The sequence below is a fragment of the Phyllobacterium sp. 22229 genome (assembly GCF_052056495.1).
In the GTDB taxonomy this organism is placed as follows: Bacteria; Pseudomonadota; Alphaproteobacteria; order Rhizobiales; family Rhizobiaceae; genus Phyllobacterium; species Phyllobacterium myrsinacearum.
Genome location: NZ_JBQEPA010000009.1, coordinates 39,051 through 64,424, shown reverse-complemented (window position 1 = coordinate 64,424; position 25,374 = coordinate 39,051). Strand labels below are relative to the sequence as shown.

At 56.5% G+C, this 25,374-nt stretch carries 21 protein-coding genes; 17 read left to right on the top strand and 4 right to left on the bottom strand.

Annotation, left to right across the window (positions count from 1 at the left end):
- Positions 1–351 precede the first annotated feature (351 nt).
- From ACTJJ7_RS12735 to ACTJJ7_RS12690, 10 genes are all read left to right on the top strand, one after another.
- Positions 352–1,344, top strand: coding sequence for a helix-turn-helix transcriptional regulator (locus tag ACTJJ7_RS12735; protein ID WP_105733426.1), 993 nt, complete (start codon positions 352–354; stop codon positions 1,342–1,344).
- Between the two features lie 78 nt (positions 1,345–1,422).
- Positions 1,423–2,610: a polysaccharide biosynthesis/export family protein gene (locus tag ACTJJ7_RS12730; RefSeq protein WP_245457823.1), complete on the top strand. Its 1,188-nt coding sequence runs from the start codon at positions 1,423–1,425 to the stop codon at positions 2,608–2,610.
- Between the two features lie 109 nt (positions 2,611–2,719).
- The gene (locus ACTJJ7_RS12725; RefSeq protein WP_440967298.1) at positions 2,720–3,583 is read left to right on the top strand and encodes an FkbM family methyltransferase; all 864 of its coding nucleotides are present in this window, start codon (positions 2,720–2,722) and stop codon (positions 3,581–3,583) included.
- Between the two features lie 54 nt (positions 3,584–3,637).
- Positions 3,638–4,969 carry a glycosyltransferase family 4 protein gene (locus ACTJJ7_RS12720; protein WP_245421044.1) on the top strand — a complete coding sequence of 444 codons (1,332 nt, stop codon included), beginning with the start codon at positions 3,638–3,640 and terminating at the stop codon, positions 4,967–4,969.
- Between the two features lie 9 nt (positions 4,970–4,978).
- Entirely contained in the window at positions 4,979–6,121 is a 1,143-nt protein-coding gene (locus tag ACTJJ7_RS12715; RefSeq protein WP_440967296.1) for a hypothetical protein, read from the top strand.
- 147 nt (positions 6,122–6,268) lie between these two features.
- Positions 6,269–6,973: an outer membrane protein gene (locus tag ACTJJ7_RS12710; RefSeq protein WP_130271798.1), complete on the top strand. Its 705-nt coding sequence runs from the start codon at positions 6,269–6,271 to the stop codon at positions 6,971–6,973.
- A 60-nt stretch (positions 6,974–7,033) separates the two neighbouring features.
- On the top strand, positions 7,034–8,218 hold the full coding sequence (locus ACTJJ7_RS12705; protein ID WP_440967294.1) for a Hint domain-containing protein: 1,185 nt from the start codon (positions 7,034–7,036) through the stop codon (positions 8,216–8,218).
- A 158-nt stretch (positions 8,219–8,376) separates the two neighbouring features.
- Entirely contained in the window at positions 8,377–10,698 is a 2,322-nt protein-coding gene (locus tag ACTJJ7_RS12700) for a glycosyltransferase family 4 protein (RefSeq protein WP_440967292.1), read from the top strand.
- Positions 10,676–11,656, top strand: a complete 981-nt coding sequence (locus ACTJJ7_RS12695; protein WP_440967290.1) for a hypothetical protein — start codon at positions 10,676–10,678, stop codon at positions 11,654–11,656. The genes ACTJJ7_RS12700 and ACTJJ7_RS12695 overlap by 23 nt, the downstream gene beginning before the upstream one ends.
- Positions 11,653–12,498 carry a tetratricopeptide repeat protein gene (locus ACTJJ7_RS12690; RefSeq protein ID WP_130271806.1) on the top strand — a complete coding sequence of 282 codons (846 nt, stop codon included), beginning with the start codon at positions 11,653–11,655 and terminating at the stop codon, positions 12,496–12,498. The genes ACTJJ7_RS12695 and ACTJJ7_RS12690 overlap by 4 nt, the downstream gene beginning before the upstream one ends.
- Positions 12,499–12,521: 23 nt before the next feature.
- On the opposite strand, the gene ACTJJ7_RS12685 is transcribed toward ACTJJ7_RS12690, so the two are convergent.
- Complete coding sequence (locus tag ACTJJ7_RS12685; protein WP_205317734.1) at positions 12,522–13,583, bottom strand: capsule biosynthesis protein; 1,062 nt, start codon at positions 13,581–13,583, stop codon at positions 12,522–12,524.
- Positions 13,584–13,858: 275 nt separating this feature from the next.
- Here ACTJJ7_RS12685 and ACTJJ7_RS12680 point away from each other — a divergent pair, with 275 nt between their 5' ends.
- Positions 13,859–14,668, top strand: coding sequence for an ABC transporter permease (locus tag ACTJJ7_RS12680; protein WP_105733418.1), 810 nt, complete (start codon positions 13,859–13,861; stop codon positions 14,666–14,668).
- 54 nt (positions 14,669–14,722) lie between these two features.
- Positions 14,723–15,481 (top strand): class I SAM-dependent methyltransferase, encoded by a 759-nt coding sequence (locus ACTJJ7_RS12675; protein WP_105733417.1) that lies wholly within the window; start codon positions 14,723–14,725, stop codon positions 15,479–15,481.
- 16 nt (positions 15,482–15,497) lie between these two features.
- Here ACTJJ7_RS12675 and ACTJJ7_RS12670 read toward each other — a convergent pair whose 3' ends face one another.
- Complete coding sequence (locus ACTJJ7_RS12670) at positions 15,498–16,244, bottom strand: ABC transporter ATP-binding protein (RefSeq protein ID WP_440967287.1); 747 nt, start codon at positions 16,242–16,244, stop codon at positions 15,498–15,500.
- The gene (locus tag ACTJJ7_RS12665; RefSeq protein WP_440967285.1) at positions 16,241–17,443 is read right to left on the bottom strand and encodes a Wzz/FepE/Etk N-terminal domain-containing protein; all 1,203 of its coding nucleotides are present in this window, start codon (positions 17,441–17,443) and stop codon (positions 16,241–16,243) included. The genes ACTJJ7_RS12670 and ACTJJ7_RS12665 overlap by 4 nt, the downstream gene beginning before the upstream one ends.
- Before the next feature lie 366 nt (positions 17,444–17,809).
- Here ACTJJ7_RS12665 and ACTJJ7_RS12660 point away from each other — a divergent pair, with 366 nt between their 5' ends.
- From ACTJJ7_RS12660 to fae, 5 genes are all read left to right on the top strand, one after another.
- Entirely contained in the window at positions 17,810–19,240 is a 1,431-nt protein-coding gene (locus ACTJJ7_RS12660) for a capsular polysaccharide export protein, LipB/KpsS family (protein ID WP_440967283.1), read from the top strand.
- Positions 19,237–21,360: a capsular polysaccharide biosynthesis protein gene (locus ACTJJ7_RS12655; protein WP_440967282.1), complete on the top strand. Its 2,124-nt coding sequence runs from the start codon at positions 19,237–19,239 to the stop codon at positions 21,358–21,360. Before ACTJJ7_RS12660 ends, ACTJJ7_RS12655 begins: the two co-directional genes overlap by 4 nt.
- Positions 21,357–22,622 carry a glycosyltransferase family 4 protein gene (locus ACTJJ7_RS12650; protein WP_105733413.1) on the top strand — a complete coding sequence of 422 codons (1,266 nt, stop codon included), beginning with the start codon at positions 21,357–21,359 and terminating at the stop codon, positions 22,620–22,622. The genes ACTJJ7_RS12655 and ACTJJ7_RS12650 overlap by 4 nt, the downstream gene beginning before the upstream one ends.
- Before the next feature lie 53 nt (positions 22,623–22,675).
- Complete coding sequence (locus ACTJJ7_RS12645) at positions 22,676–23,683, top strand: FkbM family methyltransferase (RefSeq protein ID WP_440967280.1); 1,008 nt, start codon at positions 22,676–22,678, stop codon at positions 23,681–23,683.
- 72 nt (positions 23,684–23,755) lie between these two features.
- Entirely contained in the window at positions 23,756–24,238 is a 483-nt protein-coding gene (gene fae / locus ACTJJ7_RS12640; RefSeq protein ID WP_440967278.1) for a formaldehyde-activating enzyme, read from the top strand.
- A 14-nt stretch (positions 24,239–24,252) separates the two neighbouring features.
- Here fae and ACTJJ7_RS12635 read toward each other — a convergent pair whose 3' ends face one another.
- Positions 24,253–25,359, bottom strand: coding sequence for a (5-formylfuran-3-yl)methyl phosphate synthase (locus ACTJJ7_RS12635; protein WP_440967276.1), 1,107 nt, complete (start codon positions 25,357–25,359; stop codon positions 24,253–24,255).
- Positions 25,360–25,374: the final 15 nt, after the last annotated feature.

The following is a 25,374-nucleotide window of genomic DNA, read 5'->3' as shown; positions in this document are numbered from 1 at the left end:
GATGACGCCGCCCGCATCGCGCGCGGTGTCGTATCACGCGTGTAATTTATACACATCGCGACAAACAGATATAATAAACGTCAGTTTCTTCCCGTTTACACTAATATATATATTGAAAAGAATGTTCAAAAATCTCATGCTTTGAACAATTGTTGTGTATTGTATGGGATATGTAAACTTGTATTTAAATTTCAAATTAATCAAAAAAAATGAAAAACTTGTGAATGTGATTTCTTTAGTTGCTATTTCTGCAAAACTTCTCGTAATCTGAATTACCTTGAACGTCTAAAGTTGATCTTCAACTACCTTTTCAGGAGTTGCTTGAGGTATTTGGGTTTTTTGGGGGAGTACATGTATAAAAATCCGATGGAACGTTCTGAATACAGATCTCTTTCGAGCTCGAGCGATGATACGTCCAGTAACGTTGAAAAGATGGACGAGAACTGGCGCTGGTCGAGCTTCCCCGACGAACAGGGTCGTTATGGTTTCAAACGCCAGGTGTGTACATTACAGCAGACATCCATCGTTTACGGCGAAACAAGTGGCCGGCTGGAAGTCGCCTCCAATGGTATCGGAGCGACCTTGAGCTTTGTATTCATGCTCAAGGGTGCGGTTGATCTCATCGATACCAAGAATCGCAAAATACAGAATATTGCCGCGGGAAGCGCCACCAGCGTGTTTGACCGCCCGGGGGTTAAGGCGAAGCTGTACTCCGGCAGCTCCTGGGTGAGTTATCTGGTTCCGGTGCCGACATTGCGCGAGCACTTCGAACGCTTGATGCGCCGCCCGTATTTTCAGGAGCTGGCATTCTCGCCGCTGCATGATTTCCGCACAGGCAGCGCCTCCGCTCTCTATCAGACACTTTGCTACGTGAGTGAAGATATAGCGGCAGCCACAAATTCGGGCCGCGATGTGCTGGCCGGCGTGTATGAGCGGTTGCTGCTTGCCAAGCTGTTCATGACAAAGCCCGACAATGTCAACGCCTTGAGCAACCAGTCCTCCCGGAGAATTTCGCCGCGTTATCTGCAGAGCGCCGAAGCCTTCATGCGCGAAAACATTCACAATTCGATTACGCTGGATGAAATTGCCGCGGCAGCGGGCTGCAGTTCACGCGCGCTGCAACGGATGTTCAAGGAGTATCGCGACACCAGCCCCATGCATATTCTGTGCGAGTACCGATTATCGGCGGCCCATGACGCAATCGTCAGCGGCAGTGCGCGGAATGTCACCGACCTGGCCATGCACCTGCAGTTTTCAAATCCGGGGCGTTTCTCATCCCTGTATCGGAATGCCTATGGAATGAGCCCGTCGGCAATGATGCGATTTCATGAAAAGAGCGCGTAAGACATGCTGAAAAGGCAAGTTGGACTTTCACTGCCAAGCAACATGATGCCGCTCTCTCCCTTACACCGGCATTTTGACGTGAGACGGTCGGCAACGGCCGGTCTGGTTCTCGTCATGCTGTCTGCAGGCACCCTCTCCGGCTGCGCACTTCCCGGTTCCGGCCCTTCGACCAAGCAGATCATTGAACAGCGCAAGACCGAAACCCACACCAATTATGCCATGGTTGATGTCAACGACGCCGTGCTTTCCTATGCGGCAACACGGCCGCGCGAAAGCCTCATCAATCGCTTTGGCGCGGGGCCGCGGACAAGCGATCTTCGTATCGCCGTGGGTGACGTGGTGGGCGTCAATCTGTGGGAAGCGCCTCCCGGCAGCTTGTTTGGCAGCAATATCACCGCAGCAGGCTTTCAACAATCATCCGGCGGGTCAACGGTCATCCCCCCCCAAACGGTCTCGGGCGACCGCACGATTGCCGTTCCCTATGCCGGACGCATCGCCGTTGCCGGGCGGACGCCATCCGAAGTGGAGCGCCAGATTGCAGCGGCCCTCGAAGGCAAGGCGGTTCAACCCCAGGCTCTCGTCACCATTCAGCGCAGCACAGCCAACTCCGTCACCGTCACCGGTGAAGTTGCCTCCGGTGCGCGGATTTCATTGACCGGGGCGGGCGAGCGCATCCTCGATGCCATCGCTTCGGCGGGCGGCATCCGGGCCGCGGCAAGCGAGAGCATCATCCGGTTGACGCGCAACGGCGTGACCGCCCGCATTCCGTTCGACGTACTTATCGAAAACCCGGCCGAAAACATACGCCTGAAATCCGGGGACCTCATCACCGTCGTGCGCGAACCACGTACCATTCTCGTGCTGGGTGCGGCGGGGCGCAATGCGGAAATTCCGTTTGAAGCATCGCGGATTTCGATGGCCGATGCGCTGGCCAAGGCGGCAGGCCTCAATGACAATCGCGCGGATGCCAATGGCGTCTTCATCCTGCGGTATGAACTGGCTTCCGTTGCCAGACGTTTTCTTCCCGCCGGCAGCCCACTTCTCAACTCCGGGGAATATATCCCCGTGGTGTACCGCTTCAACATGAAGAACACGAGCACGATGCTGGCGATGCAAAGATTCGAAATGCAGCCGCGTGATGTCATCTACATCGCCAATGCATCCGGCGCCGAATGGCAGAAGGTCATGGCCATCTTCCAGGGCGTGGCATCCCCTGCCCTGTCTGCCACCTCGATTGGCATAAGTGCAGCGGCGGCAACGAAATGAAGCTGACAGGAGTGAGTGATATCTGATCCGTTGATGTGCGGGCACCGGCACAATCGAGACCATTACCGTCCTATTCCCCCTCGGGGAACAGCTGTCATGAGAGTAAACAATGTCATCCCAATCGTTGCTTCACCTGCATGAGATCGCCAGCCTCAAGCGGCCGGATTTGGAGCTGGCGGTTCAACGGCTCGCACGCAACGCCTATCTCGGCGACTACACGGCGGTTGCGCGCATTCTGGGCCGCTACAAATTCTATATCGACACCCGGGACCGCGGTTTTGGATCACACCTTCTCCTGGACGGGTACTGGGAAATCTGGTTGACGCAGTTTTGCGCGCGCAACGTGCGTGCCGGAATGGTCGCTGTCGATGTCGGGGCAAATTTCGGTTATTACTCGGTCCTGCTGGCGGAGCTTGTTGGCGCATCGGGACATCTGCTTGCGATCGAACCCAATCCCCATGCCATGGATTTTCTCAGGCGCAGCATCGATCTCAACGGATTCTTGCGCCGTACCCGCCTCGAACAAGTCGTCCTCAACGATACGAACGACAAGCTGGCCTCCCTCTACATCCCTCATAATGAGCCCAAGAACGCGTCGGTCGTCGAACCCGGCTTCGTCGCAGACGCTGTCTTGGGATCGCTCATCAATGTTCGCACGGCGACACTCGATCAGCTTTGTCAGTCCTGCGAGCGGGTGGACTTCATAAAAATCGATGCAGAAGGCGCAGAGGAACATATTTTTGATGCCATGCAAGAAACCATAGAGCGCCATAAGCCCATGATTGTTATGGAGTTTAACGTGCACCGGTATCCAAACAGCGTTGAATTCGCTCGCCGGTTGAAGGCGGTTTACGGCACGTTGCGGCACCTCGATTTCAAAGGACAGACGCATGTTGTGACACTTGAACAGCTCTCTGCAAACGACACTGGCGATGACTGGCTGCTTGTATTGTCTGCCCATGAACCGGCATGATTGCGCGATTTTGGGCTGATTTGCATGTCTGTGCTGCCCTGAAAGGAAGCCGATTTGGCAAGAACCATACTGTATGATGGTCTCAATCTCTCCATGCAAAAGGGCACAGGCGTGGCCACCTATACACGCGGTCTGATTCAAACCGCGCGCCAGCTCGACTACCAGACGGGCATTGTGCATTCGGTTCGCGGAAAGCTTCCCAAAGATCTGGCACTGAGGGAAGTTATCCTTTTCGACGACAATTCAAACAGAAAACTGGCGCCGGTTGCGTTGGCGAAGCGCTGGCTGCGCCGGCAGATTGGCGCCCCGCTGGGGGCGACCCCTACACCCATTCCGCTAACTGGCACGGTCATCGTCAAATCGCTGCAGGGAAACCTGATGGATTCAGAGTTTCTCTATGCGCACAATGATATCTTTGCGTTAGCCCGTCAGCACTTCAAGACTTTCGGGAAAAGCCTGCCGCTTTCGTTCGACAAGGCTCCTGATCTCCTTCACTGCACATACCCGCTGCCGCTCAAAGCGCGCAAAAGCCTGAACATCTGCACCATTCATGATTTGGTTCCATTGCGCCTGCCCTATCTGACCGAGGACAATAAGCGATACCACTACAAGCTGCTGCGCCATCTGACCAAATCGGCCGATCACATCGTCACCGTATCCGAGACCTCCAAGCAGGACATCATTCGCATTCTCGGGGTAGACGAGAAACGCATCACCAATACGTATCAGGCCGTGCACGTCCCTCTGGATTTACGTGAAAAGCCGGAGAGCGTAGCGGCCGATGAAATTGCCGGCATCTTCAATCTCGACTGGAAGAAATACTTTTTGTTCTTTGGCGCCTTTGAACCGAAGAAAAACCTGTCCAGACTGGTTGAGGCCTATCTGTCAGCCAAGGTGGATTTTCCCCTGATCATCGTCGGCGCGCCAGGCTGGAAAGGCGACCAGACACAGCTCCTCATCGACGACGAGCGATTTCGCTTCTACACACAAGTCGAAAACCGGGTTGTTCCTGGCCGCCGCATCCATCGCTTCGACTTCGTTTCCTATTCTCTTCTCATCAGTCTTGTGCGTGGTGCCCGCGCGGTGCTCTTCCCATCCCTCTACGAAGGCTTTGGTCTCCCGGTCCTTGAATCCATGCAGCTCGGTACACCGGTTCTGACATCGACCGAAGGATCCGTTCCAGAAATTGCCGGCGATGCTGCCCTGTTGATCGATCCCTATGATACCGATTCCCTGCGCAATGCGGTCAAGGCGCTTGCCCGCGATGACGATCTCTGCAACCATCTAGCCGATCTCGGACCGAAACAGGCTGAACTTTTCTCGCCTGAACGTTATCATCAGGCTGTCAGTTCGCTGTACGACAACGTCTTCAACGGCGGGAGGTAAACAGGCCAGATGACGCTTCAGATTGTTTTGGGGATACCAGGTCTGATGTCGACCTGGGGAATCCATGCCCTGAAAGTCATAGCTGACGAAGCATTCGATGATTACAGTTACGCGTCCGTGGAAACATTGGACGACATGCGCAATGCCTGGACAGGCCGGAGCAGCCAGAACGTCATTCTGTCTTCACTCTATCCCGATGCGGATTTGTGCGCGTTTCTATGCCGGTCCAAGACTCCCTACATGATCTTTAGCGAGAGCGCGCTGGACTCCATTACACACCTCATCCATCAGTTTGCGAAGGAGGATATAGCGCTGGTTCGCTCTCTTTCGGCCAGCATTGCCTGCATTTCGCAAATGCACCCGCATCCCTTTCTCGTCCATCTGGACCGCTCAAAAATCGGTGATGTGCGCATCCACCGCATCATCGCTCAAATGTGCCGGCAGCTTGGTGTCTCGCTGACACCCGCCGGCATGATCCGGTGCCTGGAACAATTGGGCATGGACAGCGCCGGTTCAGCCACGCAAACCGGGCACATTCCGACCCTTGAGGAGTCTGCCGCCAAGATCGGCCCGCCCTGTGAGGATCAGCCGGATAAGCTGGAAGGTCTGTTGACGATTGCACGGCACGCGATTGAACCATTTGATGGTAAAATACTTAAGGGACAGGTCTCCTCTCTCACCTGGCCACAGGAAAGCTTCCTGCTTGCCGACAAGGGAGGCGAGACGGCCATTGGCGCAATCGAACTTGTCGGAAAGGCCCGTTGCCTTGTCTATGGCCCCTATTTTCATCTTCCGGCCGGCCGATGGAACGCCAGATTTTTCCTGGATATCGATGAGAATATCTACGGACAGATTTTTACAATCGAAGTCTTCAGCGAAGACATACTGGGTAAAATCCGCATCCTGCCATCGGGAACAGGGTCGTTTGCAGCCGAAACGACCTTCCGGATAGAACGGCCAAAAGCGCCAATTGAAATCCGCCTCTTTACAGAAACAGGTTCCATCGAAGGCGCAATCGCGCACTGGCATGTCGAGTTGCGGCCAATTGATAACGAAATCATTGCTCCGGACGACAGCCAATTCGAGTCGGGCTCGGAACCCGATCGGGATGCGCCCGCAATGGAACAGGAATTCGTTAACCATCAGAACTGACGCGCTATTTGCCAATGCAATACAGAACACGACAAACATAGACATACAACGACTATATTTAGATAAATCAATGTAATTAAAGTATATATCGTAATTATAATCTATGGCAATCTTCACCTCGAAGTTGGTCTCTTGAAGGTGAAAGTTATGCAGAAATTTGGTCCTATCGGTCTATTCTTTGCAGCCGCAGTTTTATCGGGCAATGCTTATGCCGCCGATGCCGTCACTGATACAGCTCCTCCGGAAGCAGTGTTCACGGCACCGGCTTTTACCTGGACGGGTTTCTATGCCGGTGTGAACGCTGGCTATGCATTTTCTGGAAATGATCGCGTTGGATTCCGTGAGCGCGGAAACTTCCTCGGCAGCATCGGCACCCTGGAAGATAACGGCTTTCTCGGCGGCGCGCAGGTCGGCTACAACTATCAGATCAACAATTTCGTTCTCGGCCTGGAAGCGGATTTCCAGGGCGGCGACATCAGCGACAGTATTTCCGGTCCGCTAGGCAATCTGAACTTCAATGCCCATTCAAAGATTGACTGGTTCGGCACCGTTCGTCCGCGTCTTGGCTATGCATTTGACCGCACGATGATTTACGGAACGGGCGGCCTGGCCTACGGCAACGTGAAATACTCGATTTCCGACAATGCCGGCAACGCCGCCAGCGAGAGCAAGACACGGGCAGGCTGGGTCGCAGGTGCCGGTATCGAACATGCCTTTACAGACCACCTGACAGCCAAACTCGAATACCAGTACATCAATCTCGGCACGCACACGGTCGGGAATGATTTTATTTCGACAGACGCAACGTCTGACTTCCACAGCGTGCGCGTCGGTCTGAACTACAAGTTCTGATCCGCCCGCTCTGGGAATACAAGAAACGAACACTCAGCTCTTAACAGAGAGGGATTTGTCATGGCTCTCGTGAATATTAATCTTATTCAGAATTCCACTACGACCATCAATTCCGGCAACTTCAATTCAGGCGACACGATCAATTTGGGGCTGGTGTCCAACGCCACACTCATTGTCGACGGCGTGACTGCGAACATCACGTCGTTCGCTGGTGTTAGCGGCGTTACCAGTACAACCATTGATGTGATCAATGGCGCCAACTTGACCGTCACAGCACAGCTTTCTTCTGTTGGCGCAGGCTCGACGTTCAACTATCAAATTGGCGCAGGCAGCTCATTGACGATCAATGCTGCCGCCCTGAACGTCGATGTTCTGCAAACGACGATCGTTGACTTTGCCAATGCCAACGGATCAGGCCACTTCACCTATTCTCCCTCTACGTTGCTAAGCCTACCGCTCAGCTCCATACCAACAATCGTGAATGTGCAGGCGAACGACACGGTAACTGTTACAGGAGCAACCAGCGTCACACAGTCTGGAAATGTGGTGACATTCCATGGTGTCGGCTTGCTCGGCCTCTCCACGGTTTCGTACACAATTCCAGTCGGCGCCACATATTCCACCAACGCGCAAGGCAATACCATCACATTTATAACACCCTGCTTTGTTCGCGGCACAATGATTGCGACGCCAGATGGTGAAGTACCTGTTGAATTCCTGAAATTGGGCGACCTCGTACTCAGCCTCAATAATGGCGCAGTACCGGTGACCTGGCTTGGATCTCGAACCATTGATCCCAAAACCGTTGACAAGCCGCGCGATGAACTGCCTGTCCGTATCCGGGCCGGTGCTATCGCCGACAACGTTCCGCAGCGAGATCTACTGGTATCTCCCGACCACTGCATGTTTATCCAGGGCTCGCTCGTACCGGCGAAACTTCTGATCAATGGCACGACGATCACGCAGGAAATCACCCTCGCTCCGGTCGACTATTATCATGTCGAACTTGAGGAGCACGATGTGATCTGGGCAGAAGGCGCTCAAACCGAGACCTATCTCGATCTTGGCAACAAGAGCGCGTTCCTTGAGCCGGGTGTTCTGCAGTTCACCTCCCCCAAGGCAAAACAGGCAAAGGCCTGCTATCCATTGGCATATTGGGGGCCTGCGGTTGACCAAGCACGCGCGCTGCTGGCTGAACGTGAAATTGCCCTTGGTTACATCACAGACAAAGCAAAAGCGTCTTGATATCAATACAAAGTACAGATCGCAGAGACATATTTTGCTGCGATCTGTCATTTTAACCAAAACCAATAATAATCTTCTGACAACAAGTAATATAATCCATTTACAAACTCTATTTTTCAGTATGAAATAAATTTCAGATATGCCCTGGAGAGCAGTGAATGCGCAGTGAACTATTTGCTTCACCTTACTCGCTCGATGAAAATATAAACGATATGAGAGGTTTGCTTGGCAAGTTTGCGGGCAAGCGCATTTTTTTTGATGGCGTGTTCAAAGGCGACTACAGCCTGGCCATCGTCAACCGCTGCCTGGCACAAGCACTGATTGCAACCGGCGTTGAAGTCGCCTGCTATACGCACGAATCCGACTGGCAAACCGATACCCGTCTGGATGCCATGCCGGAGGTCAAGCGCCGGCTGCTCGCCCATTATCCGGCCGGCGAAACATTCGATATCCACCTGCGCAATACCTGGCCACCGGCGACCCATGACATGATTGGGCGGTTCAACGCCTATGTCAATTTCGCCTGGGAGGAACTGGAAGTTCCGCAATATCTCGTCTCGCGTTTCAACCGTGATCTCGACCTGCTGATGGTCACGTCCAACTTTGTCAAACAGGCCTTCATCCAATCCGGCTTGACCATTCCGGTCGAAGTTGTCGGCAACGGGACGGACCACATCCAGGCCCATGCGGGACTTGCCGCGGAATCGCCGTTGCCGCCCAATGGCAAGGCACGGATTCTGCACGTGTCATCCTGTTTCCCGCGCAAGGGCGTCGACGCGCTTATCGAGGCTTACGCCGGGACATTCAAACAGGATGAGCCCGTCGAGCTCGTCATCAAAACCTTTCCCAACCCGGACAATATCCTCAAATCCGTCATGGCCCGCTTCGACGAGCAGTTGAAACAGGCGCCACCCGTCATTCTGATCGAAGACTATTGCGATCCCGAGCAGCTGCTTGCGCTGTACCGGACCGCGTCGCTTGTCGTAGCGCCAAGCAGAGGCGAAGGATTCGGCCTGCCGCTGGCGGAGGCGATGCGGCTGGGCATCCCCGTCGTCACTACCGGCTATAGCGGCCAGGTGGATTTCTGCACCCCTTCCACCGCATGGCTGGTCGACTATCACATGGCGCCGTCGCTGGCCCATGTATCGGGTTCATTGAGTTTGTGGGCCGAGCCTTCAACCGTGCATCTCGGCGCCCAGATGCGCGCGGCGCTCAATAATGAGGAGGAGGCACGCATGCGCAGCAAAAATGCGCAAAGATTTCTGGATGAGCACACCGGATGGAACTCGGTGGCTGCCAGGGTTCTTGCGGCAATCGCCAAACCGGTGAAGCTGATCGTCTCCCCCAAGCGGCCATGGACCGTCGACCTCGTCTCATCATGGCAACAGCAATGTGGCCTTGCCACCTATTCCGGACACCTCTTTTCCACCCCCGCACTGTCCGGCCGCTTCTCGCATATTTATGCACGCCGCATTCTCGACGATGCCCTGCCGGATAGCGCAGCCGCCAAGACGGCTGAAACCGCCGATATCACGTCGCGGCCATGGGGTTATGATCTCGCCTCGCTCATGCGGTTTATCGCGGAAATCGAAGAGGCGAAGGGTGACGTCCTGTGGATGCAGCATCATCCCGGCCACTTCTCGACGCCGGACATGGAACTGCTGCTGAAAACCCTGCTGCAGACCGGTCACAAACTGCGCGTCATAACCATGCACAGCGTGAAGGAAACGCTTCGCGGCGGCAATCTCGACTGGACGAAGAGTTTCGACGTCGTGTTTGTTCATTCCGCCGAGGATGCGGGCCTTCTGGCCAAGGCGGGACACCCCAACGCCGTTGTTGTTCCCCACGGCGTGCGTGAGGCCGGCGACGGAGAGCTGCAACCGGATCCGTCTGCATTCACCGTCGGCTCGTTTGGCTTTTTGATGCCGCACAAGAACATCGATATCCTGGTGCAGGGATTTGCAAAAGCGCGTCTTTTCGAACCGCGATTGCGCCTCAAACTGCTCAATTGCATGGTTCCGAACGATGAATCCCGGGCATCCAGGGTGCTGATCGAGAATCTCCTGACCCACTTTGGCTTGCATGACGTTGCAACAGCCCGCTTTGATTTCATCGATGAGAATGAGCTGAGCGATGAGCTGGCTCAATGCAACCTGCTGGCCTTCCTCTACGGCGCTTCAACCGAGACGGCGACGGGCGCTGCCCGGATCGCCATGACGGCGGATCGCCCTCTCCTGTGCTCCCGTTCATCCGTGTTGCGGGACATGTGGCCCATCAGCCACGTCGTGCGCTCGGTGGATGTGGATTGCGTTGCCGAAGCCCTGGTCAGTCTCGCCCAGAACCCGGACCTTCTGGGTCTGCGCGATGCCGACCGCCGGCAGGCGACGGAATGGAATTCCTATCCGCGCGTGGCTGCGCGGCACGTTGTGATTATCGAACAGATGTTGGGACGCAAACATGACAATCGCCGAGCTGCATAAGATACCGCTGCAAGCCCTGCCCAAGGACGTATTTTCTTTGCCGGCGGACGCATTCGTCGACGCCTGGGCGGCTGCGTTCAACCTGGCAGAAACGGATTTGAGCGCCGATGAACGGCATGATCTGGCTCAGGCCATTCGCAATGGAACCAACAGGATGAAAGTCATCGACGCACTTCGGTCAGCTGCCCCCGAGACCACTGGGAAGATTGGCGACTTCTCGGCACAGGTCATACGCCGGCCCGCCGATCAGTTCGCCCTGATTGAAAGTTTTGCCCGTTTCGCACCCGACAGCGACGTGGCATTTCTGCGCTACAGCTTCTCCAAGATTCTCGGGCGCGAGCCGAGCGACAAGGAACGGCTTGCATTCGAGTTCGACCTTCGACGCGGCACGACGACACGCGAAGACGTCATCAAGATGATTGTGGGAATCGCCCGCCGCGACGGCCGGGTTTCACTTTGGGATACCCTTGCGGAAACCGGCGAGGCACAAGCGATGCAGGACGACAGCAGTGCCGCGCGAACCATGCCTGCGGGCCTTTCCTATGATCTGAATGGACAGGAAACCTTGATTTTCGTGCGCGAAGTTCCGGGATCCGGCTGGATGATCGGGCCTGATCTGTTGCGCCAGCCGGTCAACGTTGCCGACAATGGATGGAAGGTCAGCTCCGGCTGGCTGCTCGTCGGGCCAAAACGCGGCTTTCAAGCGGGACCATGGCGTATTCAGATCGATCTGGTTCAGGAATTGAACGCCAAGCTGGCCATACAGCTGGTTGCCAATTCCGGCCTGGATATTCTCCAGGAAGTCACCATAGCAGGATCGTTCACCGGCAACCTTTCAACCGAAATCCGCGCCGAACACCGCTTTGTTGAGCTGCGTGTAAAAGTTATCGACACCGGGAGCGAGACGTCCTGGGTGCGGCTGCGTGATATATCGATGGTTCGTGAGGTACAATCATGATCCGCCTGCCATTCTCCGGGCAAGCAGCCAGGCGCCAACCCAAACTGGCAGACAACGGCACGGCAGCCGAGATGCCGCAGACCGCCGTGGCGCAGGCTGACGCCGCCCGCAATCGGGGTGACTGGCAAAATGCAGCGACGTTCTACCGGCGCGCCGTTGCCGACAGCCCGGCACGCACGGATCTGCTTGTGCAACTCGGGCACGCCGAAAAGGAACTTGGAAACTACGACCGCGCAGAAACGGCTTACCGCAAATATCAGGGCCTGCATCCGCGCAATGTGGATATTCACGTTCAGCTCGGCCATCTCTTCAACCGCAAGGGCGACATGAAGGCTGCGTTCACCTGGTATGAAAAAGCCCTTCAGCTCGCCCCCGATGACAGGGAAATCGTCCGCCACGTCAATATTGCGCGCAATGGCTCCAGCCGCCCCGGTCTCGACCAGAGCCGCCGTGATGCCATGCGGCTCGTGGAGGAAAACAAATGGTCACAGGCCCGCGCCGCCCTGCGTGAACTGGTCGTCGGCAACGGCCAGATCGACATGATTGCCGTTTATGCCAATGTCACGAAGGAAGACGGAGACTTTGACGAGGCGCTGACGCTTTATGGCCAGTACCGCGACTATGCCAATTCCTTCAACCCCGACAGTCTGGAAGATGTGGAGATTCAGCTCGGGCATCTGCACAAGATTGCCGGCGATTACCGGACAGCCCTCGCGCACTACATCAAGGCCCGCAACCATCAGTTCAAACGTGCCGGTTACGTTGATCCATCATCGTCGCATGAGCACGAAATTCAAGCCTGCATCAGCGAGATATACACCTGCTTTTCGGCAGGCGCATGATTGGGCACTAAGCTCGAAACACCCTAGTTGCTGTGATCGCGGATTGCGGTGAGCAGCAGCCAGGCGAGCAGATAGCCGATAGACGTGACAAGCAGAACGATCGTGATGTTCCGTATTGCTGTCGGCAGTTCCGCCTTGTCAGGACGATTGGCAGGCACGACAACCTCCAGATAGAGCTGCTGGCGCCTGGCATCGGCTCTTGCGGTCTTGAGTGAATCAAGCGCGGAGAGAAGTGCCTTGTTGGAAAACTCCCGCTGCAGGATCAGCCCCTCATAATCCGCGATCCTGGGAGCGATGGAGCCGTCTGTTCCCGCAACTTTTTGCTGTTCGAGTTTCAGCTGTTCTTCCAAGGCGCTGATGCGGCTGGTGATGAACGGTATGGAGCTGGAATCCGGCGCCGTTTCCCGCGTCTCGGCAAGACTGGCGCGCGAGGCGGCCAGCTCGGCGCTCAGCCGGCTCATCAGTTCAACCAGGGATACGGAATTCTGCCCCGGATCGATCATCAATTCCTTGTTGCGGAACAGCGTGATCGCCTTCTGCGCATCGATCATGCGGCGCTCGGCATTTTCCACTTCCGTAGCGGCGAAGCGAATGGCATCACCGCGAGCCCGCTCGTTCATTTTCGAGAGCCGTTCGCTGCCCAGCTCAATCAGCTTCTGGTTCATCTCATACGCATCTTCCGGCCGGAATGCCGATGTCTTGAGAACGGTGATGCCGGTTGTGTCGTTGTGAATAACCTGCACGCGCTGCGAGAAATACCGGTAGAGTTCCTCGAACAGTCCCGTTTGCCAGGGCGCTGGAAAACGCGCGAGCACATCCGCTTCCGGACGATCGAAATAGGTGCGGATGGGCAGGTCATCGCTCATCCGCTGCAGGGCGTCGCGGGACCGTATGTACTCCTGCGCGGAAAATGTGTCGTCCTGCGATCGCGTGATCCCGCTGTTCTGCAGCAGATTGCCAAAACTCGACGATGAGGGCGGTGCTGAAACGCGCACGACAAAGGATGATTGTGAAACATAAATCGGCGCCGCGATGAGTGCGTAGTAGATGCTGACCAATAGAACGGGAAGCACAATGACGGCCAAGGGCAATCGAATTTGCCATAACTTGGCAAATATGCGCCGGTTTTTACTTCTTGATGCCGGAACGAAAGAACTGGGCGCCAGACTATTTATGATTTTAATCCTTTGCAGCAATGGAGCAAAATCTTACAGAACCCCATTTCATTCAAAATGAAACAAAATGAGTATATGTCTAAAACATATGACTTGTGAAGTATTTAGATCGACCTTGCGTCATCGGAAAGAACGTATATTGTTTATTTTGACGCTCAGTAGATATAATTTGAAGAAGACATTCGATGAAGGCTGTTTTGTCTCAACCCAACAAAAGATATCTATTTTTGACGGGGTTGCGCGCGCAGGCGCGTGTCTTGGGCGCACTGGTCATGCGCGAGATGATAACCCGTTATGGGCGTGAAAATATCGGCTTTCTCTGGCTGATACTTGAGCCCATGATTCTGACATGCGGCGTCATGATCGTGTGGACCCTGATGCGTCATGAAGCGCATGGCCTGACGGTAATCGCCTTTGTTTTGAGCGGATACATGCCCCTGACCCTGTGGCGGCACGTGTCGTCTTACATGGTCAGCTGCCTGCGTCAAAACCTGCCTTTGATGTATCACCGGCAGATCGGTCTCGCCGATGCGTTGATTGCCCGGGCCCTTCTGGAGATTGGCGGAACGACTTTCGCTCTGCTGGTTGTCTATTATGGTGCCTATCTGGCGGGGTTCATCGAACCATTTGCCGATCTTGGCCTCATTCTGGCCGGCTGGCTCTTCATGGCATGGTTCGCGTTTTCCGTCGGGCTTGTCTTGGCGGCACTGGCGGAAATGTTTGAAGTCATTGAAAAGCTCGTCGCACCTTTTCAGTATCTGATGCTGCCTATTTCAGGCATGTTCTTCATGGTCTCCTGGCTCCCCCACGATGCCCAGAAGCTCGCACTTTATGTGCCGACTGTGCATTGCTACGAGATGTTCCGGGCGGGCACTTTTGGCAATACAATCAAGCCCTTTTATGATGTCTCATACATTTTCACGGCGTGCCTGCTCACAAACGCGGTGGGCCTCTACCTCGTTGAACGCGTTAAGGCACATATCAAGTTTGAATGATGGCAAAGGCTTCCGTTTTGCCAGGTAATTTCAACAGCAACTGTGGAGGATCCCATGCGCGATACAAATGAAGATTGGGAAAAACTAGCGCAAGACAATGCCTATTGGGCGGTACTGACCGAAGACGAATTCAAATCGAAAAAACTGACGAAGAAACATCTGCAGACGTTTTTTGCCACGGGCCGCGCCGATATCGCGAATCTCAGGGCGAAGATCAAAAGCCTCATTCCGTCATTTTCGACGCCGGTGGAATCCGTCATCGATTTCGGCTGCGGCGTCGGGCGACTGCTCATTCCGCTGGCCGAGCAAGCCAAAAGCGCCATCGGCATCGATATCTCGGAGACCATGCGCTCGATCACCCTGCAGAACGTTGCCCGCCACGGCCTCGATAATGTCCGTTGCGTTGAAAGCGCTGAAACGCTCGTCAGGGAAGGCGTCAAAGTCGATTGGTTGAACAGCTACATCGTGTTGCAGCACATTGAGCCGCGCCGCGGCTATTTCATCATCAACGACCTGTTGCAATGCGTGAAAAGCGGCGGGGTTGCCTCACTGCACATCCCGCTGTTCAAGACCGCGAACCGGGCCGAATATTACAATGACCGGGTCATGTATTTTCGCAATGACTACTACAAGAACGAAACAGTCTTTGTTGACCGGGATAATTACAGTCACCCGGACATACAGATGTATGATTATGACGCGAATACGGTTTTGGCCCTGTTCCACAAGAACCAGATGACAAATGTCCACCTTCTTCACGATCATTCGACAACCGGTATCCATGCCTATTACTTCATTGCCAGGCGCGCTTGACGTGCCGTCCCGGCGCTTACAATGAAGCGTAGATACTGAAGGCGAACTTGACGTCGTCGAAGACCCGCCCTCGCCCGCTTTTAAGGACAAGCGCCGATTTGCACTGGTCCGAGATGATATCCAGGCTGTGGCCAACGATAATCATCGCGCGATCCCTGCGCTTGACGAACAGCTCATCAAATGACCGGCGCTGAAAGCGCTGGTCGCCGACGGCAATGACCTCATCGATGAGATAGCAGTCGAAATCGATCGCAAGGGACAGACCGAAGGACAGGCGCGCGCGCATCCCGGAAGAATAGGTTTTGATCGGCATTTGCAGGTATTTGCCGAGATCACTGAAGGTCTCGACACAATCGCGAATCTCGTCGAGTGGCCTGTTATAGATGCGCGCGAGAAACCGCATGCAGTCGAAGCCGGTCATCGACCCGCCAAAACCGCCGCTCAGGGCGATAGGCCAGGACAGCGACATGGAACGCACCACGCGGCCAGCCGTAGGCGGCTCTATACCTGCAATCAACCTGACCAGTGTGGATTTGCCCGCGCCATTGTGGCCGAGTATCGCGATCTTCTCACCGGGGCGCACTTCGAAGCTGATATCGTCGAGGACGCGCCGGGTTCCGCCATGGACCGGATATTCCTTGACCAGATTATAGACCCCGATGGTGCCGTCCTTCGACAATCCGCCGGGCGATGGGATATTGGCCGTGAATTGAGGCGGCACATCGCCAGGATTGGAGAATGTAAGGGTGTCCAAAGGGTTCATGTCTCGGCGTGCTCGTAAATTTGGTTGAACATGAAACGGACGATCCAGAATGCGGCAAAGCACATCACGAAGGTAAGCAGGATCGACCGCAGGCGCTTTGGATACAAGGCATAGTCCGGTCGATTCGGGTTGACGATCCGCTCCAGGTAAAGCTGCTGCCGTTGCGCTTCGATCTTGGCATTCTCAAGCGACGCCGATGATGATTCCAGCATGCGCATGCCGAGTTCGCGCTGCAGGAGCAGTTGTTCATACTGAGCGATCAACGGCGCCATGGACGCATCGCCGCCCACGACCCGGGCCCGCTCCATGCTGATCTGCGTCTCCATTGCATCGATGCTGCTGCGAAGCGACTGTATCTGCGGACTTTGCGGCGCCTGTTGGATAAGCGCCGTATACTGGGCCTTGTTCTTCGCCACCTCATCCGACAACTTCGCAATCATGTCGAGCATGGCCGCCGATTGCTTGCTGGGATCGATCATGGCCACCTTGTTGCGGAATTCCGTCAGCGACTTCTGCACCTGCGTCATCCGGCCCTCGCTGTCGGTAACCTCAAGCTTGGCATAGCGTATGGCATCCTGACGCGCCCGCTCATTGAGCTGATTGATCAAAGCCTCCGCGCCATCGAGCAGCGCCTCCGCCAGCTGTTGCGCGTCCTCCGGGCGGGAGGCGCGCACTTCAAGGGTGGTTATGCCGCCGCCGGAATCCGTATCGATCTTCATGATTTTGAGATAGTGCTGATAAAGCGCTTCTTCCGTCGCATCGCCCCAGATACGGGGGAACCGGCTAAGAAAATCGAGGCCGGGCCGGGACAATATCTCGCGCAGATTTGTTTTCTCTTCGAGCGTGGCAACGGCTGCGCGCGACTCAATATATTCCATCACCACGTAGCTATCGTCCTGAGCGCGAACGAAGCCCGTGCTCTGCAGAAATCCGCTCAGGAGACCCGCTGCATTCCTATTGGGACTGCGCACCACAAAGCGCGTTTCCGATACATATTGGGGTGAAGCAATGACACCGTAATAGACCGTGGCAAGCGTCGTCGGGAGTATCACCATCAGAACCAGCAATGCATGCCGGCGCAACAGTGCCACCAGGCGTATCGTCCAGTGGTCTTTGCGCGGCTGCTCGACCTCGGACTGACTGAGATCAACCAGCGTCAGGTAATCAAGGAATTCGTCGTTGGGACTGAGCCGCGTCATGCGAGGAGGCACCCGGCTGCCGAGAGTCCGGATTCAGAATCTTTGCCGGATAATGCCAAACCCATCGTCGCCTCCGCCAGCAGCCTCATGCCATCCATCACAAGACCAAGATATAGTGAAAATAAACATTCCGCAATTACAACTGCATGTAACTATTGGTATAATTAAAGTTATTAGAATACAAATGTACAACAGCAACCATCAAAAAACAAATACACACCTTATTGTCGTAAATATATCTGTTCTGGCGGAATTAGTATAGCGCCGCAAAAATCCCAATGAAATAACTATCTGAAATTGCGTTTGTTTTGGGTTCTGTTGGCGTAACGTCAATTGTGAACCGATTGCGAAGGGGCGTGACGACCTGTGAAGGAGAAATCCGGGCAATCTGGCACAATCGTTCCATTTCCGATCCGCGGACGTACAAGCCGTTGCATCTCCTCGCAAAAGCCCCTTATCCTGCTGCTTCAGGGTCCCGTCGGCCCCTTTTTCCGCACCCTTTCCGGCACATTTGAAGCGGAGGGCTTTGATGTCCTCAAGGTCAACTTCAACGGGGGGGACTGGCTGTTTTCGCACGGGCCGGGAACGCTGAACTTCTGCGGCTCCATGGATGCGTGGTCAGACTGGCTGGCGGCGTTCATCCGCAGCAGGCGGCCGGAGGCAATCGTCCTGTTCGGCGACAGCCGGCCCTACCACCGCCAAGCGATCATGGTTGCACTGCGCGCCGGCGTACCTGTCTCCTGTTTTGAAGAAGGCTATGTGCGCCCCAATTTCATCACCTGCGAATGGGATGGGAACAATGCGCTGTCACCTCTCCGCAGACCCCAGCCTGCGCGGTCCGCATCGTCCTCACTCCCGGTGGAGCCCGTCAGAGGCAACCTTTTCCGCGCCATGACGCTGTTTGCCGTCCGCTATTACCTGGCAAAGACGGCCGGCGCCGTTTTCTTTCGCGGCAATATCCATCATCGCAGCCGTGGCATTCTGTCGGAGACCATTCTCTGGACCCGGAATTTCTACCGGAAGATCCGTCATTATCCCGCAAACAACGAGCTGATGCTCAATCTGATCGAGAATCTGGAGAATCAGTATTTCGTCGTTGCCTTGCAGGTGCACGATGACCAGCAGCTCCTGCGGCATGGCCGCGGCTGGACCATGGAAAAGCTCATCACCGAAAGCATCCGCTCATTCCGGCGGTATGCCGCCCCGGCGCATCATCTGGTGATCAAAGTGCATCCGATGGACCGCGGCCACAAGAGCTACCGGCCATTTGCCATGGAACTGGCGCGGATCGCCGGCTGTGCCGAGCGCGTCCATATTGTCGACGATGGTTCCATCGGCCTGCTGATACGCCATTCCCTGGGCCTGGTGACGGTCAACAGCACCTCCGGGCTGCTGGCTTTGAACCATGGCAAACCCGTGCTTTCCCTCGGCGAAGCGATCTACAACAAGCGCGATCTGGTCTGGGGCCGGCACGGCGGCAACCTGGACGATACGGCCGGAATGGATGATTTCTGGACATATCCGGTTCCGCCGCGCCGCGACGCCGTCAAGGCATTCAATGCGCGCATGCATGAGGAAAGCCTCGTCAATGGCAGCTTCTACCTGCGCAATCTGATCGATGCCACAAGCAAGCGCGTCGTGCAGCGCATTCAGCGGGACCTGAAGGTGATCCCTGTCGATATCCCCTCGCCGTCCTCCGAACCGTTGGCGGAAAAGCCAACCGAAATCGCGGGACCCTCGCCACAACGCGAACCCTTCCCCCCGCTGTCGCCCGATATTCCGAACGGATCACCATGAATTTTGTGCGGTCGCTCCCCTTCCACGCAGCAGGACTGGCAAACGCCGGCGAGGCAGCAATTGCGGCGGCGAAACAGGCGAACTGGCTGCCGCCGCAGGGTGCCACGCTGCTGGCATTCCTGCCGACGCGCTTGCGGTTCCCGCTGATTGGACCGGCGCTCGGTGCCGCCTCGATAAAACCGGCGGAACTTGCCTGGAGCCGCGCCGATGGTGTTGTCGGCTGGGGCGAGAAGCCGCTCGCCCGCCTCGGTAGACGATTGGCAGCCATGCGCGGCATTCCCTATTGGTCGCTGGAAGACGGCTTTCTCCGGTCGGTGGGCCTCGGCAAGGCCGGAGCGCCTCCGGTTTCCATGGTGGCGGACGATCTCGGCATCTATTTCAATGCCGCGCAGCCATCGCGCCTGGAAGAATTGCTGCAGCGGGGTGCCGGCAAGCCGGATCTCGCCCGCGCCCGCATGCTGCGCGCCATGATCGTTGAACACCGGCTGACCAAGTACAATCATTTTCCTGACCAACAGATTGCCCTGCCCGCCACCCATGGCCGGCGGATCCTGCTCATTGATCAGGTGGCCGGCGATTATTCGGTGACGGGAGCGGGTGCCGATGAACATGCCTTCCGGCATATGGCCAATGAAGCCTGCGCCGTGCCCGGGGCAACGGTCCTGGTCAAAAGCCATCCGGACATTGCTGCCGGTTATTCCAGGGGATATCTCGGCCATCTCGCAGGAAGGCCGAACATCCGCTTTATCGATGAGGCCGTATCGCCGCATGCCTTGCTCGACGTCGTCGATGAAGTCTGGACAGTGTCCAGCCAGTTCGGCTTCGATGCGATATTGCGGTCCATCCCCGTCACGACATTTGGTGTTCCCTTTTACGCCGGCTGGGGTCTGACGCGGGACTGGGCCGAGGGAGCCGTTGCCGACGCGGCATTGCACCGCCGCAGGCGCCCGGTCAGTCTCGATGCCTTTGTCGCGGCAACATTGCTCCAGTATGCCCGCTATGTCGACCCGGTGACAAAGCAGCAAACCACAGCCGAAAAGGCCATCGACAGGTTGGTCGCCTGGCGGCACCGTGCGCTGCAACGGCGCGGCATCTATCTTTGTGCGGGGTTCTCGCGTCACAAGCGGCCCACGATCAGGCATCTGCTGCAGGGCCCCTGGTCAACCGTCAGTTTCTGCAGCGACAAGCCGACGAAAAAGCAGCTGGCACGGGCAGACTATCTCGTGCGCTGGGGCCAGAATGCCGAGATGCCGGGAAAGGGCGAGGCCCACGCCGCCACATTGCCTGTTCTGCATATCGAGGATGGCTTCATCCGTTCCGCCGGACTTGGCGCCAAGCTGACACCAGCTTCTTCGCTTTGTATCGACCGGGAGGCACTCTACTACGATGCCACCCGCGAAAGCGGCCTGGAGAGGCTGTTGCGCACGGCATCGTTCGATCCATTGCTGCTTGCACGGGCAGCCCGACTGCGCCAGCGGATCGTTCAATACGGGATCAGCAAATACAATCTCAACGCCACCGCGTCGCCGGACTATCGCACGCTCGCCGCCGGTCGCCGCATCATTACCGTGGCCGGACAGGTGCCGGACGACGCCTCCCTGCGGTTTGGCCTCACCGGCGGCCTCTCGAACCTCCAATTGCTGCAGATGGTGCGGGCACGCCGCCCGGACGCGTTCCTGGTGTACAAGGAACATCCCGATCTGCTGGCGGGAAAGCGGCAGGGCCTTTGCGATGCCGCCGCGCTTGACACGCTGGCCGACCTTGTCGCAGGCAATGTCGGGCTCGACGCCCTTCTGGACGCCAGCGACGAAGTGCATGTCGCCACGTCGCAGCTGGGCTTTGAAGCCTTGATCCGGCAACGGCCGGTCTGGTGCTACGGATTGCCGTTTTACGCGGGCTGGGGCCTGACCCATGACGCCGTCACGCCGCTGCGCCCGCGGCGCGCGCTCCCGCTCGATGCACTCATTGCAGGGGTCCTCATTCTCTATCCCAGCTATCTCTCCGGCGACACCGGTCTGCCCTGCGAGGTGGAAGACATTATCGATGAAATTCACGCGACACGACACAACAAGACTGGCCTTTTGCGCCGGTCGTTACGCCGGATTGGGTGGGCACGATGAATGCAATAGCCATGGACATCTCGCGCCTGATCGGGCGCTCGCATTATTCGACGCCGACTGGCATTGATCGTTTTGAACTGCAATACGCGCATTGGGCGAGAGCACGCAGCTCGCTTTTTGTCGAGATGGGCCGGAACAAGCCGATTGCGATCAATGAGGGGCGTGCGGCGGGATTGATAACCGACCTGAGCGCGCGCTGGTCCGGTACGGCATTGAGCCCAAAGCAGTCCGCCGAGCTGGAACAGATTTACGCGGCCATCGATGGCCGCATTTCCTGGTGTGATATCAGGCCTGCTCCAGCCGGATCGCAACCGGCGAAGGCGAAACAATGGGCGCTGGCGGCCAGAAAGACCTTGCGGACGTTGCTTCCGGCCGGACCGATGGTGCGCAACACCCCTTTCGTCCATGTATCCCACACCAATCTCGACAGGCCTGCCGCCTTTTCATGGCTCGACGGCAAACGCCGCAGCGGCGTTTTCTACGTCCATGACCTCATCCCCGTGACCCATCCGGAATTCGTCCGCAAGAACGAACCCCAGCGCCACCTGCAGCGGATGGAGACTGTTTTGCGGCATGCCGGTCTCGTCCTGTGCAATTCCCAGACAACAGCCCGCTCGCTGCGTTCGTTTGCCGACGAACGCGGGCGCGTCGCACCGCCCACGGCGATACTGCCGCCGGGCATCGAGAACAGCTTTCGCCAGGTGCGCCGTGCGGGCGTCTCCCGTACCCGAAATCCCTATTTCGTCATTGTCGGAACCATTGAACCGCGCAAGAACCACATCCTGCTTCTGCAATTATGGCGCTGGCTCGTCGACCGCGATGGCGACAGCGCGCCGCGCCTGGTGATAGCCGGCAAACGCGGCTGGGAAAACGCGCAGGTCTTTGCCACATTGGACCGATGCCCCCAGTTGCGCAATATGGTGATCGAAGTGTCGGATCTGGGGGATGCAGCTTTGGCCGATCTGATGTCCGGTGCCGCCGCCCTGCTCGCCCCGTCCTTCGTTGAGGGATATGGCATGCCGGTCGCCGAAGCCATGGCCACGGGCACACCCATCATCGCATCCGATATTCCCTCCCATAAGGAAATTGTCGGCGACCAGGCAACGCTGCTCGATCCCTGCGACGGCCTGGGCTGGCGGGCGGCGATTGAAGCGCATACCCGTGAATACCGCAGTCAATCGCGTCATGCATCGCAAGATTGGAGTGGACATTTTGAAGTATTGGATGAATTGTTGGCAAGTGCTGTTCAGACTGCGCGCTAGCAGGTTGAATTTCATTTCCGTAGCAGGTCAATCCGAATGAATGTGAAGGCGTCATGACGAGTTACAATGACATTATGAGTTGCTACAAATTTATCCTTGGACGTGAAGCAAATGCGGAAGAAATAAAACTAATTACCGATAATTTACTCGACATCTCGGATATAGCATTTGACGAGCACAGGCGGCGCTTCCTGTCATCCCCGGAATTCCACCACAGGCATGCGGATGTTGTTTTCGAGAACTTCGTGCGCGAAAGCGTGGAGATACTCTATGAAACAAAAAATAACTTCAAAATTTATTTGGATCTTCGCCAGTATTACATGACATTCGGCATTTTCAACGGCCAGCACAAGAAATTCGACCTCGAGATCATCAAGGCGATCACGCCGGATGACGGCCTATTCGTCGATGTGGGTGCCAATGTCGGATATTATTCATTGTCGCTGGCAAGCAAACCCGGCTTCCGCGGCAAAATCCTGGCGTTTGAACCATTGCCGCATTTGTGGAATCTGTTCAGCAAATCGATTGCTGAAAACAGGCTTGCAAAGACCATAACGCTGCACAAGCTGGCACTTGCCGACGCGCCCGGCATCATGCAACTGAATGATGCCGAATATACGATCAATGCCGGGGCGACGAGCCTTGTTCCCGGTTCCAGGGATACCGATTGCGCACGCAGCACGCGGGTTGAAACGCTCGATGCCATGGCAAAGAAACGCAAACCCGATTCCATCAAGGTTGATATTGAGGGCGCCGAAGGATTGTTCTTCGCCGGCGCCGCCGCCACGATAGCCGCTTCAAAGCCGGTGATCCTTGTCGAGATCAATCGTGAACTCCTTGCCAATCTGTCAAAATCGACACCCGGCAGGATTTTCGAGCAACTGGCCGATCATGGTTACGACATGTGGGAGGTTCGTCCCGGAGCACTCGCGCCCCTGCCGACCGCCCATGCTGCGAGTATGGCTTTTCCGGCCGAACACGTGGCGAACATCCTCGCCGTCCATCCCGATCGCAAGCCGGACATCGCGCGGCGGCTGCAGGCACTCGATCTGACGCTCTGACGGGCGGCCGAATACAAGCCGTTTCCCGCATCGGCATCTTGGGCTATAGCTGCGCGAGATGGAGGAATCGGCATGCAGATCATCAACAGAGTCATGGTGGGAGAATCCCTGGTCGGCGAAGGCAATGAGGTTGCCCATATCGACCTGTTGATCGGCCCGCGCGGCAGCGCGGTGGAAACCGCGTTCTGCAACGCCCTGACCAACAACAAAGATGGGTTCACCTCGGTGCTTGCCGTGATCGAGCCGAACCTGCCGTGCAAGCCCAATACAGTGATGTACAACAAGGTTACGATCCGCGGATCCGGTCAGGCCATGCAGCTGTTCGGGCCGGCGCAATCGGGCATTGCCAAGGCGGTGCGCGATTGCGTTGCGGAAGGCGTGATCCCGCTCGAGGAAGCCGACAATCTGTTTATCTGCGTCGGCGTTTTCATTCACTGGCAGGCGCGCGACGACAGGAGGATACACGACTACAACTACCAGGCGACAAAAGAAGCCATTCAGCGCGCCATAACGGGCCGTCCGACGGCTGCCGAGATACTCAGCCTGAAATCATAGCGCAAGCCTGATGCTCAATGATCGCGCCTGCGGTGCGATGCGGGCACGTTGGCAGGCAGGACCGGCGCGATCTGCGTCTCGCGTCTGCGCTCGATCTCGACACCCACGCCCCCCGGCCCCAGCTCCAGCTTTTCGGCTCGCACCACCACGCGGGTGACACGCGGATTCTCGAGGATGAAGGCGGCAATACGCTCGGCCAGTGTTTCCGACAGCTCGACATGACCACGGGCAACGATGGCGCGAATGCCATCCATGATCAGGTCGTAGGACACGATATGGCGCATGTCCTCAGGGTTGCGAGTGACACGCAGGACTTCCGCCGTCACGTCAAAACGCATCTTCTGGGCAATGCCGTGCTCGAAACTGTAAGCGCCGATATGAACAGGCAGGACGAAGTCACGCACGAAAATCTTGTCCGTACCAAGCCCCTCTTCGGCCGGATCGGGGAAATAGCCGCGCGCGGCCAGCAATTGATAGTCGACACCCGGCGCAAGACTGCCCTGCCGCTCCTGAGGAATGAGTTCGCGGATTCGCGACGCCGCCTCAACACTGATCGCGCCCGCATGTGCCGTGTCGAAAAGGGCTTCCCTGAAACCCAGAATATCGAGCTGGAAGCTAAGAAGCCGCGGAATATCCGGTGTTTCAAGCGCACCGGCAATGCCGACCAGAATCGAAAGCGCATGGCACGCGCGCACATAGGCATCGATTTGGGCAAGCGACACATGGTTTAAAAGCCGCGATCCGTTGCTGGTATCCAGCATGATCACCGCAAAGCCCCGAGACGACAGGCCGGATATATCAGGCAGATCGCGCGTCCGGTCCACATGAACGACCGCCATCCATCGTGTCGAACCGGGTAAATCGGGCAGCGAATGGAGCGGCGTGGACGCTTCGACCGGAATGCCAATGAAACCGAGCCCTGCACCGGCCAGTTCCTCGGCACGGGATGCAAGCGGCGCCTGTGGCAGCGTTGCACACAGCACGGCCTTGCCGCGCGCCGCCTTTGCATAGGGCTGCAGCGCTTCCAGATCAGATGCTGGTACGTCAATGATATCGGCACCGCACTGAAGGGCGATATCCGCTTCTTCAGGACTACGGACGGTGGCAAGCATCTTGGTCATGGGCAAAAACCTCCG

Excerpts from the sequence above, each read along its gene's own strand:
- ACTJJ7_RS12735 (WP_105733426.1), top strand. The coding sequence starts at position 352 with ATGTATAAAAATCCGATGGAACGTTCTGAATACAGATCTCTTTCGAGC.
- ACTJJ7_RS12725 (WP_440967298.1), top strand. The coding sequence starts at position 2,720 with ATGTCATCCCAATCGTTGCTTCACCTGCATGAGATCGCCAGCCTCAAG.
- ACTJJ7_RS12715 (WP_440967296.1), top strand. The coding sequence starts at position 4,979 with ATGACGCTTCAGATTGTTTTGGGGATACCAGGTCTGATGTCGACCTGG.
- ACTJJ7_RS12710 (WP_130271798.1), top strand. The coding sequence starts at position 6,269 with ATGCAGAAATTTGGTCCTATCGGTCTATTCTTTGCAGCCGCAGTTTTA.
- ACTJJ7_RS12705 (WP_440967294.1), top strand. The coding sequence starts at position 7,034 with ATGGCTCTCGTGAATATTAATCTTATTCAGAATTCCACTACGACCATC.
- ACTJJ7_RS12700 (WP_440967292.1), top strand. The coding sequence starts at position 8,377 with ATGCGCAGTGAACTATTTGCTTCACCTTACTCGCTCGATGAAAATATA.
- ACTJJ7_RS12695 (WP_440967290.1), top strand. The coding sequence starts at position 10,676 with ATGACAATCGCCGAGCTGCATAAGATACCGCTGCAAGCCCTGCCCAAG.
- ACTJJ7_RS12690 (WP_130271806.1), top strand. The coding sequence starts at position 11,653 with ATGATCCGCCTGCCATTCTCCGGGCAAGCAGCCAGGCGCCAACCCAAA.
- ACTJJ7_RS12680 (WP_105733418.1), top strand. The coding sequence starts at position 13,859 with ATGAAGGCTGTTTTGTCTCAACCCAACAAAAGATATCTATTTTTGACG.
- ACTJJ7_RS12675 (WP_105733417.1), top strand. The coding sequence starts at position 14,723 with ATGCGCGATACAAATGAAGATTGGGAAAAACTAGCGCAAGACAATGCC.
- ACTJJ7_RS12670 (WP_440967287.1), bottom strand. The coding sequence starts at position 16,244 with ATGAACCCTTTGGACACCCTTACATTCTCCAATCCTGGCGATGTGCCG.
- ACTJJ7_RS12665 (WP_440967285.1), bottom strand. The coding sequence starts at position 17,443 with ATGACGCGGCTCAGTCCCAACGACGAATTCCTTGATTACCTGACGCTG.
- ACTJJ7_RS12655 (WP_440967282.1), top strand. The coding sequence starts at position 19,237 with ATGAATTTTGTGCGGTCGCTCCCCTTCCACGCAGCAGGACTGGCAAAC.
- ACTJJ7_RS12650 (WP_105733413.1), top strand. The coding sequence starts at position 21,357 with ATGAATGCAATAGCCATGGACATCTCGCGCCTGATCGGGCGCTCGCAT.
- ACTJJ7_RS12645 (WP_440967280.1), top strand. The coding sequence starts at position 22,676 with ATGACGAGTTACAATGACATTATGAGTTGCTACAAATTTATCCTTGGA.
- fae (WP_440967278.1), top strand. The coding sequence starts at position 23,756 with ATGCAGATCATCAACAGAGTCATGGTGGGAGAATCCCTGGTCGGCGAA.
- ACTJJ7_RS12635 (WP_440967276.1), bottom strand. The coding sequence starts at position 25,359 with ATGACCAAGATGCTTGCCACCGTCCGTAGTCCTGAAGAAGCGGATATC.